This window comes from Clostridium hydrogenum, from assembly GCF_021432385.1.
Taxonomy (GTDB): domain Bacteria; phylum Bacillota; class Clostridia; order Clostridiales; family Clostridiaceae; genus Clostridium_S; species Clostridium_S hydrogenum.
Map to the genome: position 1 here is coordinate 87,279 of NZ_JAEACT010000005.1, position 15,942 is coordinate 103,220.

The following is a 15,942-nucleotide window of genomic DNA, read 5'->3' on the forward strand; positions in this document are numbered from 1 at the left end:
ACTATATTTGAAGCTACAATAACACCTACTGCTGATATTTTAAGGGAGGTAAAGGATTTTTGGAATTGAAAATAAATGAAGTTGCAAAATTGACAGGAATTACTGTAAGGACACTTCATTATTATGATGAAATAGGTTTACTTAAACCAACTAAAGTTACTGAGGCAGGCTATCGCTTGTATGATGAAGATTCTATTGCGATTCTTCAACAAATATTATTTTTTAAAGAATTAGATTTTCCACTTAATGAAATTAAAGATATTGTTACAAGCCATCAATTTGATAAAGCAGAAGCATTAAGAGAACACAAGGAATTGCTTATTAAAAAACGTGAACGAATTGATAACTTAATAAAGCTTGTAGATAGAACAATAGAAGGAGATAGTGATATGAGTTTTAAAGAATTTGATATAACTGAAATTGAAAATACAAAAAAGAAATATGCTAGTGAGGTTAAAGAGCGTTGGGGTAATTCTGATGCTTATATTGAAAGTGAGAAGAAAACTAAGGGCTATGGTAAGGAGGAGTGGCAGCAGACAAATGAAGAATGCAACGAAATTTTAAAGGCGTTTGCCACTAATATGGATAAAGCTCCAGATAGTAAAGAGGTTCAAGTACTTGTTGAAGAATGGAAAAATTTCATAACGAAAAGGTTTTATAAATGTACAAATGAAATTTTAAGTGGTCTTGGCTTAATGTATTTAGCTGATGAACGTTTCAAGAAAAATATAGATAAAAATGGTGAAGGAACAGCAGAGTTTATGTCAAAGGCAATAGAGATTTACTGTAAGAATTAATTCAATTTAACTAGCTTTTGTAGGTTGCAATAAAGTTTAATGATAATAATAAGTTTATTTACGAATAATTAATCAGTAAAAGTCAGTAATTTAAGAGATTACTGGCTTTTTAAAATTAAGTTATAGTATAATTTTACTAAAGCGTTATATTTTATGATAAGTTAATAATGGAGGAAATATGAAACTAATTTTAAGTAGAAAAGGATTTGATTCTGGTTATGGTGGGTTCCCTAGTCCTATATTGCCAGATGGCAGATTGATATCATTTCCGATACCTAGTGATGAAAGATTTATTACATATAAAGACTTATGGGTTGATGAGAAAATGAAGTTAATATCAATATTAACAAGCTTAACGGACAATAAAATTCGCATTGAAAACAAATGGGTATTTCATATAAATGATATAGGGTGTCATCTTGATCCGGATATTAACATATATTCAACTCAAAGAAAGGAAGGCTGGAAAGGCATATTTGGACAGGCTGGAGCGGCACAAAGTCATTTAAGTAATAATGGAATTAGTAAAGGAGATATTTTTTTGTTTTTTGGATGGTTTCAAAATACAATATATGAGAATGGTAAACTTGTTTATAATAAAAAGGACAAAGAAGGTAAGCATGTAATTTATGGCTATTTACAAGTAGGAGATATAATAAAAGTTAAAGAGATTGATGGAGACAACTGGTATGATAATCATCCACATGCAAGAAGGAGAGATTATGCAAGGGATAATGACTACATATATATTGCAGCAGATAAACTTAGTTTTGATGAGAAATTAAATGGATATGGAATTTTTAAGTATGATGAAGCGCTTATGCTAACTAAAAAGGGACTTAGCAAATCAAAGTGGGCGCTGCCTGATATATTTAAGAAAGTTGATATAACTTATCATTCAAAAAATAGTTGGAAAAATGGTTATTTTCAATCAGCTGCAAAAGGTCAGGAATTTATAGTAGATTGTAATGAAGAAATTAGTAAATGGGTAAAGATATTGATAAATCGCGGGATGGGTTTATAAATTAGAGTTAGGCAAAAAGGAGACGAGCTTTAATTGGATATGATTTTAATTGTAGAGGATAATAAAGATGTCAATTTAATGTTAAAAGAAGCTTTGACAGACGCAGGGTATGAAGTAAAATCAGCTTATACTGGTATAGATGGAATTAAGGAAATCAAAAGCTTAAGATATGATTTAATACTGCTTGATATTATGCTGCCATACAAAAGTGGAGATGAAATATTAAAGGAAATGCGACAGTTTTCTGAAACTCCGGTTATAGTTATCTCTGCAAAGGACATGGTTAGCACGAAAATAGATATTTTAAAGCTTGGTGCGGATGACTATATTACAAAGCCGTTTGATTTAGGTGAAGTTACAGCGAGAGTAGAGGCTAATTTGAGGCGCTCACAAAATAATACGCAGGCAAGCAAAATATTTAAATATAAGGATATGGTGCTTGATGACACTACAAAGCGTGTTACCGTGAGTGAAGTTGAAATAGAGCTCACTGCTAAAGAATATATGATATTGGAAATGTTAATTAAAAATAAGGGGAAGGTGTTTACAAAAGTCAATCTTTACGAGTCAATATGGCAGGAGGAATACCTTGGAGATGACAATGCCGTAAAAACACATATGAGTAATATAAGGAGTAAATTAAAAAAGGCAAATTCAAAGGAACAATATATTGAAACGGTGTGGGGACTTGGATATCGATTGTATAAATAAACCATTTCAACTACCAAAATCAATTTGTACCAAAATGCTTAGAAGATAGCATTTTGGTACAAACTAATTTTGAAGTTTGAAGCGGTTTATCTTTATAAAGAATAAATTATCTTTTTCTTGACAATTTTCCTTAATAACTTAACCTTTTCTAAACTTTTGAACTATATACTGTGAGCATAGAAAAGACAGGGGTGAACAGAAATGGTTAAATATGTTTTAAAGACGGAAAATCTGACTAAAAGTTATCAAGGTGTTACTGTTTTAAATAATGTATCAGTGACACTAGAAGCTGGTAAAATATATGGACTAATTGGACAAAATGGTGCAGGAAAATCTACATTTATGAAGCTTATTACGGGGCTAGCTTTTCCAACCAGCGGCAGCATTGAGCTCTTTGGTCATACTGGAGAAAGAGCCTTGGAGGGTGAGAGAAAAAGAATTGGCTCTATGATTGAATATCCAAGTCTTGATTTAAGCATGACAGCGAAAGAAAATATTAGGTTTCATAGGATTATGAAAGGTGTTCCAGATATAGAAGTTGAGGATGAGCTATTGAAACTTGTTAAGCTTAATGATACAGGGAAAAAGAAAGCAAAAAACTTTTCACTTGGTATGAAACAGCGGTTAGGCATTGCTATTGCGCTTCTTGGTAATCCAGAACTGCTAATTCTAGATGAACCAATAAATGGGCTTGATCCAATTGGCGTGGTTGAGATTCGTAACCTATTAAAAAAATTGTGCGAAGAGAGACAAGTTACAATTTTAATTTCTAGTCACAATCTACCTGAGATGTATCAAACAGCCGCTAATTATATTATCATTCACAAGGGGCAAATCAAAGAAAAATTAACCCTTGATGAACTTGAAGAACACTGTAAACACTATATTCGTATAAGTTCAACAGAGCCAGAAAGATTAGTAAGTGTTTTGGAAATGAAACTAAAGACACAGAACTACAAGGTTATGCCGGATAAATCTGTTAAGCTTTATGATTATATAGACGAAAAAGAGAAAATCGCAAGAGTTCTCTTTGAAAATGAGCTTATAATTACCAACTTTTCAAGTGAAGGTGATACTCTTGAGGATTACTTTGTAGCTGTTGTTGGAGGTGGAAAAAATGTATAATTTAATTAAGGCTGATTTATTTAAATTACGTAAATCAATTGCAATTAAGGTTATATTTTTAATTGCAATGCTAAGTTCAGTGATTATGACAATAATGGCATATATGATGCAGCAAGGAAAACTTGGCACTAACAGTAGTAACATTGGATTTATGTTTAGTGATGCAAATGTGGTGGCGATTCTTGGGGGTACTATTGCAGCTGTTTTTATATGTGGTGATTTTGATAATAGAACAATTCATGAAGCTATTGTAGATGGTAACAGTAGAGGAAAGGTTGTTATCAGCAAAGCAATTATGATTTGTCTTGGTGGCTTCATTATTTTACTTCCGTATATCATAATAACAGGTATTGCAATCAGTACAGGTTATAAGTTTAGTATGGGGCAAGTATCAATTGGTTTTTTGAACTTAATTACATCAGAAGGCGGTAAAGCTATTTCTTCATCACAAGCGTGGAAAATACTATTCATCATACTTGTGCTGACCATTTCACATATTGCACAGATTAGTGTTTGTATACCTCTTGCTATTGGTTTAAAAAAGCCTGCTATTGTTGTCCCTGTATATTATGGTGGTTCAGTCCTTTTGGGAAAAATAGGCGGATTGCAAACAAATTCTAAGATATTTAAAACTATTTCTGAGTGTACACCATTTTCAGGTAAATACTCTTTTATGACACTTAATGCAGAAAATAGTGATATTGTAAAGGGAATTGTTTTTAGTTTGATATTTATAATTGTAATGACAGCTATTACGTGTTTTGCATTTAGAAAATCAGAAATTAAATAATTGAAAGGTTGATGAGAATTGCTCATAATTGTGGTTTGCATTTTAACTATATTAATTTTATCACTTGTTTTATATATTGTTTTTTTACAACTACAATTACGTAATGTTAATAAGCTTCTTGTAAAAAGGCTTACAGAGCATACTCGTCAACCTATTAGTTTAGCGCTATTTAATAAAGAGCTTAACATTTTAGCTTCTAATATAAACAAATGCCTTAAAGATGAAGAAAATCTTCGCATTGAGGCACTGCGTGAAGAAAAGCATTTTAAAGAGATGATTTCGAATATTTCTCATGACCTTAGAACGCCGCTTACCGCTATAAAGGGGTATCAGCAGCTTATGGAAAAGGGAACCTTAACAAGTGAGCAGCGTTATAAACTTGAAATTGCTGAGAAGCATGCAGATGAACTAGGTGTACTTATTGAGCATTTTTTTGAGTATGCATATCTTATAAATGTAGAACCAGAGTTTAAGCTTGAAAGAATTAATCTGACAAACCTTGTGACAGAGTGTCTTGCAGGAGCTATAGCAGTTCTTGAAGAGAATAATCTAGCAGTAAATATTGTTGAGGCACCACCTGTATTTGCAAAGGCTTCTAAAGAGGCAGTAATAAGAATTATACAAAATTTGATACGAAACTGTATTCAGCACGCTAATAGTGATATAGAAGTAAAGGTAGTAGCTATGGAAAATGCTGTGATATCCTTCAAAAATTCAGTGAAGAATGACTGTGAGATAGATACCACACACATTTTTGATCGCTTTTATACAGCGGATAAAGCTAGAAGTAAAACTACAGGACTTGGACTCTCTATAGTAAGACTTTTAGCAGAACAGATGGGAGGAAGTACAAGTGCATTGCTTAAAGATAATGTACTTGAGATACGAGTTGAGCTTCCCATACTCAGAGCACGGAGTACAAAGTGCAGTGAAGCTGACAACATTTAAGTTTAAGATTTACCTGACGAAAGGGAGGAAAATCAACCTTGCGTTGTATTCTGTAATCTGTACTCCGTACTCTGATTTAGTTGATTCGCAATAATTTTAAGATATATCTAATATTATTTTATAATTAATAGCATCTTGATATTGTGCATCTGTTATATATTTATACTCTTTCATTTTTTCCAAGATTAAATTTCTTCGCTGTAAGGTATTATTTAGATGTTTTATTGGGTCATAATATTGGGGGTCATTTGGGATTGCAGCGAGTAGGGACAACTGAGAAAGATTAAGCTTTCTACAATCTTTGCTGAAAAATTTTTGAGAGGCAGCATTAACTCCATAAGCACCGTTGCTGAAGTTAATATCATTAATATAAAATTCAAGTATTTGATCTTTAGTAAACTTTTGTTCTAGCTTAACAGCAATAAACATTTCCTCTAATTTTCTTTTGTAATTTTTATCAAAATTTAAAAATACATTTCTTGCTAATTGCTGAGTAATAGTACTTCCACCTTGTGTTATCTTTCCGCCATTTACAAAAAACGAAAGTATTGATCGAAAAACGGCTTCTGCACTTACTCCACCATGATTATAAAAATTAGTATCTTCAATAGATATAAAAGCATTTTTTACATCTGAAGGAATCTCTGAGGATTGCAGGTAGTAGGACTTCATGTTGTTTAATGAGTATTCCTTATTTTTAAAGGTATCAACTGAACAAGCATTTACTTTTGTAGTTGCATCCTTGTATAGTGCTGAGACAGTTGGCCAAAGAAATGCACCTGAAGTAATAAGCAATATTACAATTATTGGGAATAGACGCCTTATTAATTTATTGCCTTTACTCTTTTTATTCTTCATTTATGATACTCCTTTTTTAAATTTCTCTTTTATCGAAAATATAATATCCGATTGTGAAAAAAATTATACCATAAGCGAGCAGCATAAGGAAGATATTTATTACTGTAAAAAGGTTATTTGTACCAAAAGACCATAAGGAATACCAGTTTAAGTAAGAGGTAAATAGAATATTATTTAAACCAGAAATAAATAAGGATAGTACCTTTACGCCAATAAATATTAATATACAACTAATAATGGAGGCACTGCTGCTTTTAAAAAATTGAACTATAAAAACTGTGAAGAGTATTAAGATTAGTGCAGGAATAATATCTATAGTATAGCTAAATATAATATGCTGTAAGCTGAGAATATTAACATGTAAAAGTAAACATGATATTGTGGAAGATAAAAATACTACAAATAAATTTAAACAAACATAAAAAGCTATAGCAAGAATTTTTGAAATAAATATTTTAAAACGACTTATAGGCCTAATTAAAACTAATTTTAAAGCTTTGTCGTTTAGTTCTGCAGCAAATAATTCTGAGGCGGCCATGAAAACAAATAGAGGTAATAAAACATTAGTAAACATGCTAAGTATAACTAAAGGAAAGCTGATTGAACCCATAGCTATAAATATAAGTTTTGATTGAATACTTGATATAAAAAAAGTTGATAGAAAACTTATTACAGCCATGATTATTATAAATACGATAAACTTTTTTTTCAAAAACAATTTTTCTATTTCATTTATTGTATTTACTTTAATGTTGTTCATTATATAAATCTCCTCCTATTTGGTTCAGGTAAAACTGCTCTAAAGAAGAATATTTGTCCTTTATGGTTTTAATTTCCTCACCGTTATTAATAAGATTTCCTTTATAAATAATTGCTATTCTATTACACATAAGTTCAAGTTCGTGGACTTGATGGCTAGATATAAAAAATGTTATATTTTGTTCTTTTGCTAGCTTTTTTAGTAGGTTTCTCATTTCAACTATTCCCTCAATATCCAAGCCATTTGTAGGTTCATCTAAAATTACAAGGGCTGGCTTTGGCAATAATGCCATGGCAAGTGCCAATCTTTGCTTCATTCCTAGGGAAAAGTTTTTTGCTTTTTCATGCTTATATTCAGTTAAATGGACTATGTCTAGTATTTCATTTATTTCCTTTTCGTTTATATCAGGATAAAACCTAGCTACCAATTTTAAATTATTATATGCACTCATGTATTCATAAACATCAGCTTTTTCTATAATTGCACCCACATTACGCAAGGCTTTTTCAAATTGTTCTTTTAGGTTGTTGCCTAAAATTTGAACTTTTCCAATGTCAAATCTATTTAAGCCAGTAATAGCTTTCATTACTGTGGTTTTACCTGCACCATTTGGACCAAGAAAACCAAATATTTCACCTTTATAAATAGTGAAATTTATATCTTTTACACCGCGCTTATTTTTATATAGCTTGGTTAGACCAGTTACTTCCAATATTTTTTCCATGGGAACACCTCGATATGTATGTAGATTATTGACTTTAAGTAATAAATTATAAGTCTTTATAATCAAAATTCCGTAGGTACGGAGAAATTTTTCCTTGTACTACCGTGGGAGCTAAGCAACAATGCTGAAGGAATGATTTAAAAAAATTCTAATAAACCTTGGCTGAAAAATTATAAAATACTTAGAGTTTTAAATTTGTTTGAGCTTTGCGAGTTATTGAAAACTCTTAGCATTTTATGATTTTTCAACCTTAGATTTATAGAGTTTTTTTAATGTGACGAAGCATTGTTACTTAGCTTTTTCTTCAAAACGTGGAGCTACTGTTTTTACTTGTTTTCCGTTCAAATTAACTCTATCTGGGGTAGTGTGATTGATATTTGATAAAGCTAATTTTACAGTAACTTGAATGTTATGCTGTTTGCCGTTTGCATCGTCACCAGATAATGTAATTGTGGCAGTTTGATTTGTAAGTACATCATTTTTATTTATATTTCCGCTTGAGGTTATGCTTTCAAGCTTTACGTTGCTTTGAAGCTGAGGAATAGCAGTTTTTAAAGTGCTTAAATTTGATATTTCAGCATTATTGCTAATTAAAGCTATAGATGTCAATGCATTTGCAAGTGGAGTTATGTCACTAGAAGTTAAATTTATAGAGTCTGTTTTTGTGCCATCGGCATTAGTAACTATACTAACTTTATTTTGCATGCTTCCAACTAATGTGTCTAATACTACTTCTATGCTTTTAGCTATTTCAGGGTTTTGAATTTTAGTTATTTTATTGCTTTTTCTATGATGGCTTTCCTGTACAGTATATTGGTTGCTACTACTGTCCTTATTTATAGTTTTACCATCTTGCTCATAATTATTAAAGGTTTCAGTAGCATTTCCTGATTTTACTGTAGTTACACTGTTCATAGCGTTAACAGACAAATTTAATTTAAGGTTTGAATTTACATTTATTATGCTAGTGCCATTATCAGTTGCTGTTAACTGTAGATTAATTGTACCATTTTTTAAATCTTTAGTATCTTTTACAGTAGTCTTAAATGATTGATAACCGGATAATTGTGAAGCACTTACAAAAGATGTACCAAGTAATAAAGTTCCTCCTACCGCGAGACTAGTTATCATTGCAACAAGTTTCTTATTCATTAAACATACCTCCTACTTTGTATTTTCACTATATATTAAATATAATAAAGATTAAAATTGGATTAAAAATTATGTGGTATTTAATTTGAATATATACATATATTTCAAAATACCAGTGGTCAAGAGATTATGAAGCATATATAGTTTGTGGTTCAGTTAGTTTCACTATATTTTAAGAAAGAATTACTTTTCAGCATTTTAAAGTTGCTGTGAGCAACTCTTATTTTTATAAATAATGTTATTGACTTTTTAGTAAAATAATTTTAAAATTTTACTAGATATTAAATGATACTATGTTTTAAATAAGTAGGAGAATTAATACTTATTTAAAACATAACCTAACGAATAAGTATAATAATCGGAGGAAAAATCGTATGGCAACAATTAAAGATATAGCCGAAAAGGCCGGTGTTTCAATTTCAACTGTTTCAAGGGTACTTAATTATGATCCAACATTATCTACTAGTAATGAAACTAAAAAGAAGATTTTTGAGGTCGCAGAAGAACTTTCCTACGATAAGCATATTAGTAAAAAGAAAAGCAATAATAGAATTGCAGTTATTAAGTGGTATACAGAAGAAGAAGAATTAAATGACCTGTACTATTTATCAATAAGGCTCGGAATTGAAAATAAGTGCAAGCAATTTAATTATGGAATTGTAACATATACCCATGATAATATAGATGAAATAAAAAATGAAAACATACAAAATATTATTGTTGTCGGTAAATTTAGCAAAAATCAAATTGAGAAGTTTGTTAATAAGGATTCTAACGTTATTTTTGTTGATTATTCACCTAATGAAAATCTGTTTGATTCAGTTGTTACAAATTTTGAACTGGCAAGCAAAAATGTAATTGATTATTTTATTGAAAAGGGACATAAAAATATAGGGTATATTGGTGGTACGGAATATTTTAATGATAAGAGCGATTATGTTGAAGATGTAAGAGGAAAAACCTTTGAAAGCTATTTAAAAGAATTAGATTTATGGAATGAAAAAAATGTTTATATGGGCAATTTTTCCGTAGATGATGGATATAATTTGATGAAAAGGGCCATATCTGAATTAAAGGAAGACCTACCAACAGCTTTCTTTGTGGCAAGTGATGCCATGGCAATAGGAGCACTTAGGGCGCTTGCAGAAACAGGTATTAAGGTACCTAATAGGGTTAATATAATTGGTGTAAATGATGTGAGTGTAGCACAATATTTAAATCCACCACTGAGCTCAGTTAAAGTTTATACTGAGAATATGGGTGAAACAGCAGTAGAGTTATTAGTGGAGAGAATTAATGGCAGAACTGTAGCGAAGAAGGTTAGCTTATCAACAAAATTAGTAATAAGGAATAGCTCTTTTTAAGTAGTGTATTCTTAGTAAAAAATAAGAAAAATTTTAGTAAAAAACTATTGAAATTTTACTTAAGAGATTGTATTATTGACTTATAGAATATTTATATGGGGGTATTAACTATGAATACTGTAGATAATTTAAAAAATCAATTTAAAAATATATTTAATAAAGGAGCTGAAAGATTTTTCTTTGCACCAGGTAGAATCAATCTTATTGGAGAACATACAGATTATAATGGCGGACATGTATTTCCATGTGCAATTACCTTTGGAACATATGCAGTAGTAAGCTTTAATAATAGTAATAAGTTTTCTCTATACTCAATGAATTTTGAAAAGTTGGGAGTTATCGATGTAGAAATAGATAACTTAGAGTACAGGAAGGAAGACAACTGGACAAACTATGTTAAAGGCATGATTAAGCAATTAAGAAGTGAAGGATATACAATAGATAAAGGTATGGATATTTTGTTTTATGGTGAGATACCAAATGGAGCAGGCCTTTCATCTTCAGCTTCCCTTGAACTTGTAAGTGGGGTTTTATTAAAAGGAATGTTTAACTTAGATGTTGATGTTATCGATTTAGTAAAGGCAGGTCAAGCTGTAGAAAATAATTATATAGGTGTTAACAGTGGAATTATGGATCAATTTGCAATAGGTATGGGTAAAAAGGATTGTGCAATTTTACTTGATTGTAATACTCTTAAATATTCATATGCACCTGTAAAATTAGATGATTACAACATAATAATAATGAACACTAATAAAAGACGTGAGCTTGCTGATTCAAAGTATAATGAAAGAAGAGCAGAGTGTGAAGAAGCTTTAAGAATTTTAAAGAAAGAACTTGATATTAATTCTTTAGGAGAATTAGATGCTGAAACCTTTGAAAAATATAAACATCTTATAAAAGATGAAACAATCTTGAAAAGAGCTAAGCATGCAGTTTATGAAAATATAAGAACAATACATGCATTAGAAGAATTAAATAAAGGCAACCTAGAAAAGTTTGGAAAGCTAATAAATGAATCTCATGTTTCATTAAAAAATGATTATGAAGTAACAGGAAAAGAATTGGATACTTTAGCTGAAACTGCGTGGAAACAAGAAGGAGTACTTGGAGCAAGAATGACAGGTGCTGGTTTTGGCGGATGTGCTATTGCAATTGTAAAAAAAGACGCTACAGATAAATTTATTAAAAACGTAGGAGAAGTTTATTTAAAAGAAATTGGTTATAATGCAGATTTTTATATTGCAAATATTGGTGATGGTGCTAAAGAAATACTATTTTAAAAAGAAGCTTGAGGACAATACGAGGAGGAATTAGTATGGATTTGCAAGAGAAAATTGAAGCATTAGTTCACAAAGCGATAGAAGGTAAGCTAATTGAGAAAGAAGATGAAATATACTGTACTAATCAAGTCATGGATTTACTTGGGCTAAAGGATATAGAAAAGAAGGATATTAAGAGTACAGAAGAAACTATACCAGATATTTTAGAAGAATTACTTGATTTGGCTGTAGAAAACAATATAATTGAAGATTTGTCTAGTGAAAAGGATATATTGGAAGCTAAAATTATGAATTGCTTTATAAGTAAGCCATCTGAAGTTATAAGAACTTTTTATAAAAAATATGATGAAAGTCCTGTTAAGGCAACAAATTACTTTTATGAGTTAAGTAGAAATAGTAACTATATTCAAACTAAAAGAATTGCTAAAAATATAAGTTATAAGGTAGGAACAGAGTATGGTGATTTGGATATAACAATTAATTTATCTAAACCAGAGAAGAATCCTAAAGACATAGCCAAGGCAAAAGAAGCTAAGAGCACAAATTATCCAAAGTGTTTACTTTGTGTTGAAAATGAAGGGTATGTTGGAAGAATAAATCATCCTGCACGTTCAAACCATAGAATAATTCCTATAAATTTAGCAGAGGAAGAATGGTATTTACAGTATTCTCCTTACTTATATTACAATGAACATTGTATTGTTTTATGTAAGGAACATAGAGATATGAAAATTGATAAAGCAATGTTTGAAAGGTTACTAAAATTTATAGAAAAATTTCCACATTACTTTATTGGATCAAATGCAGACCTTCCTATTGTTGGAGGATCAATATTAACACATGATCATTGCCAAGGAGGAAATTATGAGTTCCCAATGGCAATAGCAGGAGAGGATTATGAATTTAAAGTAGAAGGTTTTCATGATATTAAATTCTCTGTAGTAAAATGGCCTATGTCTGTAATAAGACTGAGAGGAGAGAATATTACTACAATTGTTGAAGCTGCAGATCATATATTGAATAAGTGGAGAAGCTATTCAGATGAGACTAGCGGAGTACTTGCTTTTACTGATAATACACCTCATAATACGATAACTCCTATTGCAAGAAGGAGAAATAATATGTATGAGATGGATTTGGTATTACGTAATAATAGAACAAGTGATGAACATCCATTAGGTATTTTCCATCCGCACGAAGATGTACAGCATATAAAGAAAGAAAATATAGGTTTAATTGAAGTCATGGGACTTGCAGTTTTACCAGCAAGACTTAAGGTTGAATTAAAAGAAGTTGAGAAGTATATTTTAGGCGAAGAAAATTCAATAGCAGAATACCATGTTAAATGGGCTGATGAATTGAAAATTAAATATGCAAGTGAAGCAGCGGCAGAAACTATTGAAGATATTGTAAGAAAAGAAACTGGATACAAATTTTTAAGAGTTTTAAAGGATGCTGGAGTATTCAAGAGAGATGAAGCTGGAAAGGCTGGCTTTGAAAGATTTATAGAATATTTAAATTGTAAATAGGTAAAATAAGATGACTTAATTAAAATAGTGGAGGGTTTAATACTCTCCACTATTTTAATTGTTTTAGAATACAAATTGAATCTCTGTATTGCTGAGGTGATATGCTGTAATACTTTTTGAAAGTTCTTGAGAAATGATCAGCAGAATTATAGCCAACATATTCGGATATTTTTACTATGGTTAAGTTGGTATTTAAAAGATAATTTTTAGCACTAGCCATTTTTAGCTTTTTTATTAAAACTATAAAATTAAAGCCTGTATTCTTTTTAATTAGTGTGCTTAAATAAGCTTCACTATAGTGGAAGTGATTGGCAAGGGATTTTAATGAAAGATTTGTATAGTTTTTATCTATGCATTGTAGGATAGATGTAAAATCAGTATTGTAATTGTTCAAATTAAATACTTCATTATTAGAAGCATTGTACATGCTCACCATTCTTCTTTTGCCCCCCTTTTTTAGAGTATTATATGCCCCATCTTTTGGTTTCTCAGATTATTTTTTATTTGTAAAATACCACTGAGTGGAAAGTATGTCAATGATTATTTTTTAGATGTTATAATTATAACTTACTTAAATAAAAATATGAAAAAGTTTACAAAACTATTGACTAAGGATAAAAAAGAAAGTAAAATAGACTTAATAAAGTTAGTTTAAAAAGTTCAGCTAAGTAAAAAATTTAATCTAAATATATAAATGGGGGATAATCATGAGATATTTATTAGGCTTGGATATTGGAACATCAGGAACCAAGACAGCCCTGTTTGATGAAGAGGGAAACACAATAAAAACTGCAACATATGGATATGACTTGTTTCAACCACAAGCAGGATGGGCAGAGCAAAACCCAGAAGATTGGTGGCAGGCTGTTACTTCTGGAATAAAAGAAGTAATTGAAAAAAGCAATGTAAAGGTTTCTGATATTAAAGGAATTGGATTAAGTGGACAAATGCATGGTCTTGTTTTACTAGATAAGGATTGTAAGGTAATCAGGAACTCCATAATTTGGTGCGACCAAAGAACAGAAAAAGAATGCAATTATATGACAGAAGTTATAGGAAAAGAAAGATTAATAAAAATAACAGGAAATCCTGCATTAACAGGTTTTACACTTTCAAAGCTATTGTGGGTTAGAAATAATGAACCAGATAATTACAAAAAAATATATAAAATTCTTCTTCCAAAGGATTATATAAGATTTAAATTGACTAATGTATTTGCAACAGAAGTTTCTGATGCTAGTGGAATGCAAATGCTCGATATAAGTACTAGAAACTGGAGTGAAGAAATACTTAATGAATTAAAAATAGATAAAAGTATATTAGCAGATGTTTATGAATCAGTAGTTGTAAGTGGTCATGTTACAGAAGAAGCAGCTGAATTGACTAAATTGGCAGTAAACACACCAGTTGTTGGAGGTGCAGGAGACCAAGCTGCTGGAGCTATAGGAAATGGAATCGTTAGTGAAGGAATAATATCAACGGTTATAGGTACTTCAGGAGTTGTATTTGCGGCTACAGATACACCTAGATTTGATGAAAAGGGTAGAGTCCATACTTTATGTCATGCAGTTCCAAATAAATGGCATGTAATGGGGGTTACTCAAGGTGCAGGTTTATCATTAAATTGGTTTAAAAGAACCTTCTGTGCTAAAGAAGTGGAAGATAGTAAGAAAGCTGGAGTTAATATATATGATTTATTAACTGAAGAGGCATCAAAATCAAAGCCAGGCTCTAATGGAATAGTTTATTTACCATATCTTATGGGAGAGAGAACACCACATATAGATCCAAACGTTAAAGGAGCCTTTTTAGGTGTATCGCTTATAAATAATCATGATGATTTTGTGCGCAGCATACTAGAAGGGGTAAGCTTTAGTTTGAAAAATTGCCTTGATCTCATTGAAGGTATGAAGGTAAATATAGATGAAATAAGAGTAAGTGGTGGTGGAGCAGAAAGCACCATATGGAGACAAATATTAGCGGATGTTTTCCAGTATCCATTAACTACAGTAAAAGCATCAGAAGGACCAGCACTTGGGGTAGCAATACTTGCAGGAGTTGGAGCTGGCATATATGACTCAGTAGAAGACGCTTGCAATAAAATTATAAAGGGAAATTCAAAAGTAACACCAAATTTAGAGTTAAAAGAAGTATATGAGAAAGTATATCAAAAATACAATTCAGCTTATCCTAAAATTAAAGATATGTAAATAAATATATAATTTTATAATAGGGAGGAATAAATTATGGTTATTAAAAGTGTTAATGACAAAGAGTTTAAAAAATACGGACGAGTACTTAAAAATTATGACTGTAAAGAAATTCTTGAAAAAATGAAAAGCACACCGCTTCCTGGTGATGTAATATATGAACCATCGATTAAAGAGCTTGAAGAATTAAAAATTTATAAAGAACTACAAGATAGAGAATATGGTGGATTGCCAATACAAATAGGATATTGCAATGGAAATAACTATTTATTAAATGCAGTTGAATATCATCGCTCATCCGAAATAAACATTGCGGTAACTGATCTTGTACTACTTTTAGGAGCTCAGCAGGATATTGAAGATGATTATTCATATGATACATCAAAAATTGAAGCTTTTAAGGTTCCAGCAGGTACTATAATTGAAGTTTATGCAACTACCCTTCATTATGCACCTTGTAATGTAAATGAGGATGGATTTAGGTGTGTTGTAGTTTTACCAAAGGATACAAATTTATCTTTAGAAAATAAGCCTGAAAAGGTAGGAGAAGACGCACTGCTTTTTGCTAAAAATAAATGGCTAATTGGTCATAAAGAAACAGATTTAGGTGAGCAAGGAGCTTTCATAGGTTTAGTAGGTAAAAATATTTCAATAAAATAATAATATG

General features: G+C 30.7%; 16 protein-coding genes. 11 read left to right on the forward strand and 5 right to left on the reverse strand.

Going from position 1 to position 15,942, the window contains the following annotated elements:
* Window positions 1-59 precede the first annotated feature (59 nt).
* The 6 genes from CUEA01_RS23965 to CUEA01_RS23990 all read left to right on the forward strand — a co-directional run bounded on the left by CUEA01_RS23965 (window position 60) and on the right by CUEA01_RS23990 (window position 5,395).
* Window positions 60-797 (forward strand): MerR family transcriptional regulator, encoded by a 738-nt coding sequence (locus CUEA01_RS23965; protein WP_407929282.1) that lies wholly within the window; start codon window positions 60-62, stop codon window positions 795-797.
* Between the two features lie 178 nt (window positions 798-975).
* Window positions 976-1,821: an Nmad3 family putative nucleotide modification protein gene (locus tag CUEA01_RS23970; protein WP_234124912.1), complete on the forward strand. Its 846-nt coding sequence runs from the start codon at window positions 976-978 to the stop codon at window positions 1,819-1,821.
* Between the two features lie 33 nt (window positions 1,822-1,854).
* Window positions 1,855-2,532: a response regulator transcription factor gene (locus CUEA01_RS23975; protein ID WP_234124914.1), complete on the forward strand. Its 678-nt coding sequence runs from the start codon at window positions 1,855-1,857 to the stop codon at window positions 2,530-2,532.
* Between the two features lie 201 nt (window positions 2,533-2,733).
* Window positions 2,734-3,657, forward strand: a complete 924-nt coding sequence (locus tag CUEA01_RS23980) for an ABC transporter ATP-binding protein (protein ID WP_234124916.1) — start codon at window positions 2,734-2,736, stop codon at window positions 3,655-3,657.
* On the forward strand, window positions 3,650-4,447 hold the full coding sequence (locus CUEA01_RS23985; protein ID WP_234124918.1) for an ABC transporter permease: 798 nt from the start codon (window positions 3,650-3,652) through the stop codon (window positions 4,445-4,447). Before CUEA01_RS23980 ends, CUEA01_RS23985 begins: the two co-directional genes overlap by 8 nt.
* 30 nt (window positions 4,448-4,477) lie before the next feature.
* Window positions 4,478-5,395 (forward strand): sensor histidine kinase, encoded by a 918-nt coding sequence (locus CUEA01_RS23990; RefSeq protein ID WP_234124920.1) that lies wholly within the window; start codon window positions 4,478-4,480, stop codon window positions 5,393-5,395.
* 96 nt (window positions 5,396-5,491) lie between these two features.
* On the opposite strand, the gene CUEA01_RS23995 is transcribed toward CUEA01_RS23990, so the two are convergent.
* From CUEA01_RS23995 to CUEA01_RS24010, 4 genes are all read right to left on the reverse strand, one after another.
* Complete coding sequence (locus tag CUEA01_RS23995) at window positions 5,492-6,253, reverse strand: transglycosylase domain-containing protein (protein ID WP_234124921.1); 762 nt, start codon at window positions 6,251-6,253, stop codon at window positions 5,492-5,494.
* Between the two features lie 16 nt (window positions 6,254-6,269).
* Window positions 6,270-7,013: an ABC transporter permease gene (locus CUEA01_RS24000; RefSeq protein ID WP_234124923.1), complete on the reverse strand. Its 744-nt coding sequence runs from the start codon at window positions 7,011-7,013 to the stop codon at window positions 6,270-6,272.
* Window positions 7,000-7,737 (reverse strand): ABC transporter ATP-binding protein, encoded by a 738-nt coding sequence (locus tag CUEA01_RS24005; RefSeq protein WP_234124925.1) that lies wholly within the window; start codon window positions 7,735-7,737, stop codon window positions 7,000-7,002. The genes CUEA01_RS24000 and CUEA01_RS24005 overlap by 14 nt, the downstream gene beginning before the upstream one ends.
* 288 nt (window positions 7,738-8,025) lie before the next feature.
* Window positions 8,026-8,889, reverse strand: a complete 864-nt coding sequence (locus CUEA01_RS24010) for a hypothetical protein (RefSeq protein ID WP_234124927.1) — start codon at window positions 8,887-8,889, stop codon at window positions 8,026-8,028.
* Between the two features lie 374 nt (window positions 8,890-9,263).
* Here CUEA01_RS24010 and CUEA01_RS24015 point away from each other — a divergent pair, with 374 nt between their 5' ends.
* The 3 genes from CUEA01_RS24015 to galT all read left to right on the forward strand — a co-directional run bounded on the left by CUEA01_RS24015 (window position 9,264) and on the right by galT (window position 13,065).
* Complete coding sequence (locus tag CUEA01_RS24015; protein WP_234124929.1) at window positions 9,264-10,253, forward strand: LacI family DNA-binding transcriptional regulator; 990 nt, start codon at window positions 9,264-9,266, stop codon at window positions 10,251-10,253.
* A gap of 110 nt (window positions 10,254-10,363) precedes the next feature.
* A complete protein-coding gene (locus tag CUEA01_RS24020; RefSeq protein WP_234124931.1) occupies window positions 10,364-11,536 on the forward strand; it encodes a galactokinase in 1,173 nt (390 codons plus the stop codon).
* 35 nt (window positions 11,537-11,571) lie between these two features.
* Window positions 11,572-13,065, forward strand: a complete 1,494-nt coding sequence (galT, locus tag CUEA01_RS24025; RefSeq protein ID WP_234124933.1) for a UDP-glucose--hexose-1-phosphate uridylyltransferase — start codon at window positions 11,572-11,574, stop codon at window positions 13,063-13,065.
* 49 nt (window positions 13,066-13,114) lie between these two features.
* On the opposite strand, the gene CUEA01_RS24030 is transcribed toward galT, so the two are convergent.
* Complete coding sequence (locus CUEA01_RS24030) at window positions 13,115-13,501, reverse strand: helix-turn-helix transcriptional regulator (RefSeq protein ID WP_234124935.1); 387 nt, start codon at window positions 13,499-13,501, stop codon at window positions 13,115-13,117.
* A gap of 271 nt (window positions 13,502-13,772) precedes the next feature.
* Here CUEA01_RS24030 and xylB point away from each other — a divergent pair, with 271 nt between their 5' ends.
* Together xylB and CUEA01_RS24040 are read left to right on the forward strand one after the other, a co-directional pair.
* Window positions 13,773-15,275, forward strand: a complete 1,503-nt coding sequence (gene xylB / locus CUEA01_RS24035) for a xylulokinase (protein WP_234124937.1) — start codon at window positions 13,773-13,775, stop codon at window positions 15,273-15,275.
* A 36-nt stretch (window positions 15,276-15,311) separates the two neighbouring features.
* Window positions 15,312-15,935, forward strand: coding sequence for a DUF4867 family protein (locus CUEA01_RS24040; RefSeq protein ID WP_234124939.1), 624 nt, complete (start codon window positions 15,312-15,314; stop codon window positions 15,933-15,935).
* Window positions 15,936-15,942: the final 7 nt, after the last annotated feature.

Excerpts from the sequence above, each read along its gene's own strand:
- xylB (WP_234124937.1), top strand. The coding sequence starts at position 13,773 with ATGAGATATTTATTAGGCTTGGATATTGGAACATCAGGAACCAAGACA.
- CUEA01_RS24000 (WP_234124923.1), bottom strand. The coding sequence starts at position 7,013 with ATGAACAACATTAAAGTAAATACAATAAATGAAATAGAAAAATTGTTT.
- CUEA01_RS24030 (WP_234124935.1), bottom strand. The coding sequence starts at position 13,501 with ATGGTGAGCATGTACAATGCTTCTAATAATGAAGTATTTAATTTGAAC.
- CUEA01_RS24010 (WP_234124927.1), bottom strand. The coding sequence starts at position 8,889 with ATGAATAAGAAACTTGTTGCAATGATAACTAGTCTCGCGGTAGGAGGA.
- galT (WP_234124933.1), top strand. The coding sequence starts at position 11,572 with ATGGATTTGCAAGAGAAAATTGAAGCATTAGTTCACAAAGCGATAGAA.
- CUEA01_RS24015 (WP_234124929.1), top strand. The coding sequence starts at position 9,264 with ATGGCAACAATTAAAGATATAGCCGAAAAGGCCGGTGTTTCAATTTCA.
- CUEA01_RS23980 (WP_234124916.1), top strand. The coding sequence starts at position 2,734 with ATGGTTAAATATGTTTTAAAGACGGAAAATCTGACTAAAAGTTATCAA.
- CUEA01_RS24040 (WP_234124939.1), top strand. The coding sequence starts at position 15,312 with ATGGTTATTAAAAGTGTTAATGACAAAGAGTTTAAAAAATACGGACGA.
- CUEA01_RS23985 (WP_234124918.1), top strand. The coding sequence starts at position 3,650 with ATGTATAATTTAATTAAGGCTGATTTATTTAAATTACGTAAATCAATT.
- CUEA01_RS24005 (WP_234124925.1), bottom strand. The coding sequence starts at position 7,737 with ATGGAAAAAATATTGGAAGTAACTGGTCTAACCAAGCTATATAAAAAT.
- CUEA01_RS24020 (WP_234124931.1), top strand. The coding sequence starts at position 10,364 with ATGAATACTGTAGATAATTTAAAAAATCAATTTAAAAATATATTTAAT.
- CUEA01_RS23995 (WP_234124921.1), bottom strand. The coding sequence starts at position 6,253 with ATGAAGAATAAAAAGAGTAAAGGCAATAAATTAATAAGGCGTCTATTC.
- CUEA01_RS23970 (WP_234124912.1), top strand. The coding sequence starts at position 976 with ATGAAACTAATTTTAAGTAGAAAAGGATTTGATTCTGGTTATGGTGGG.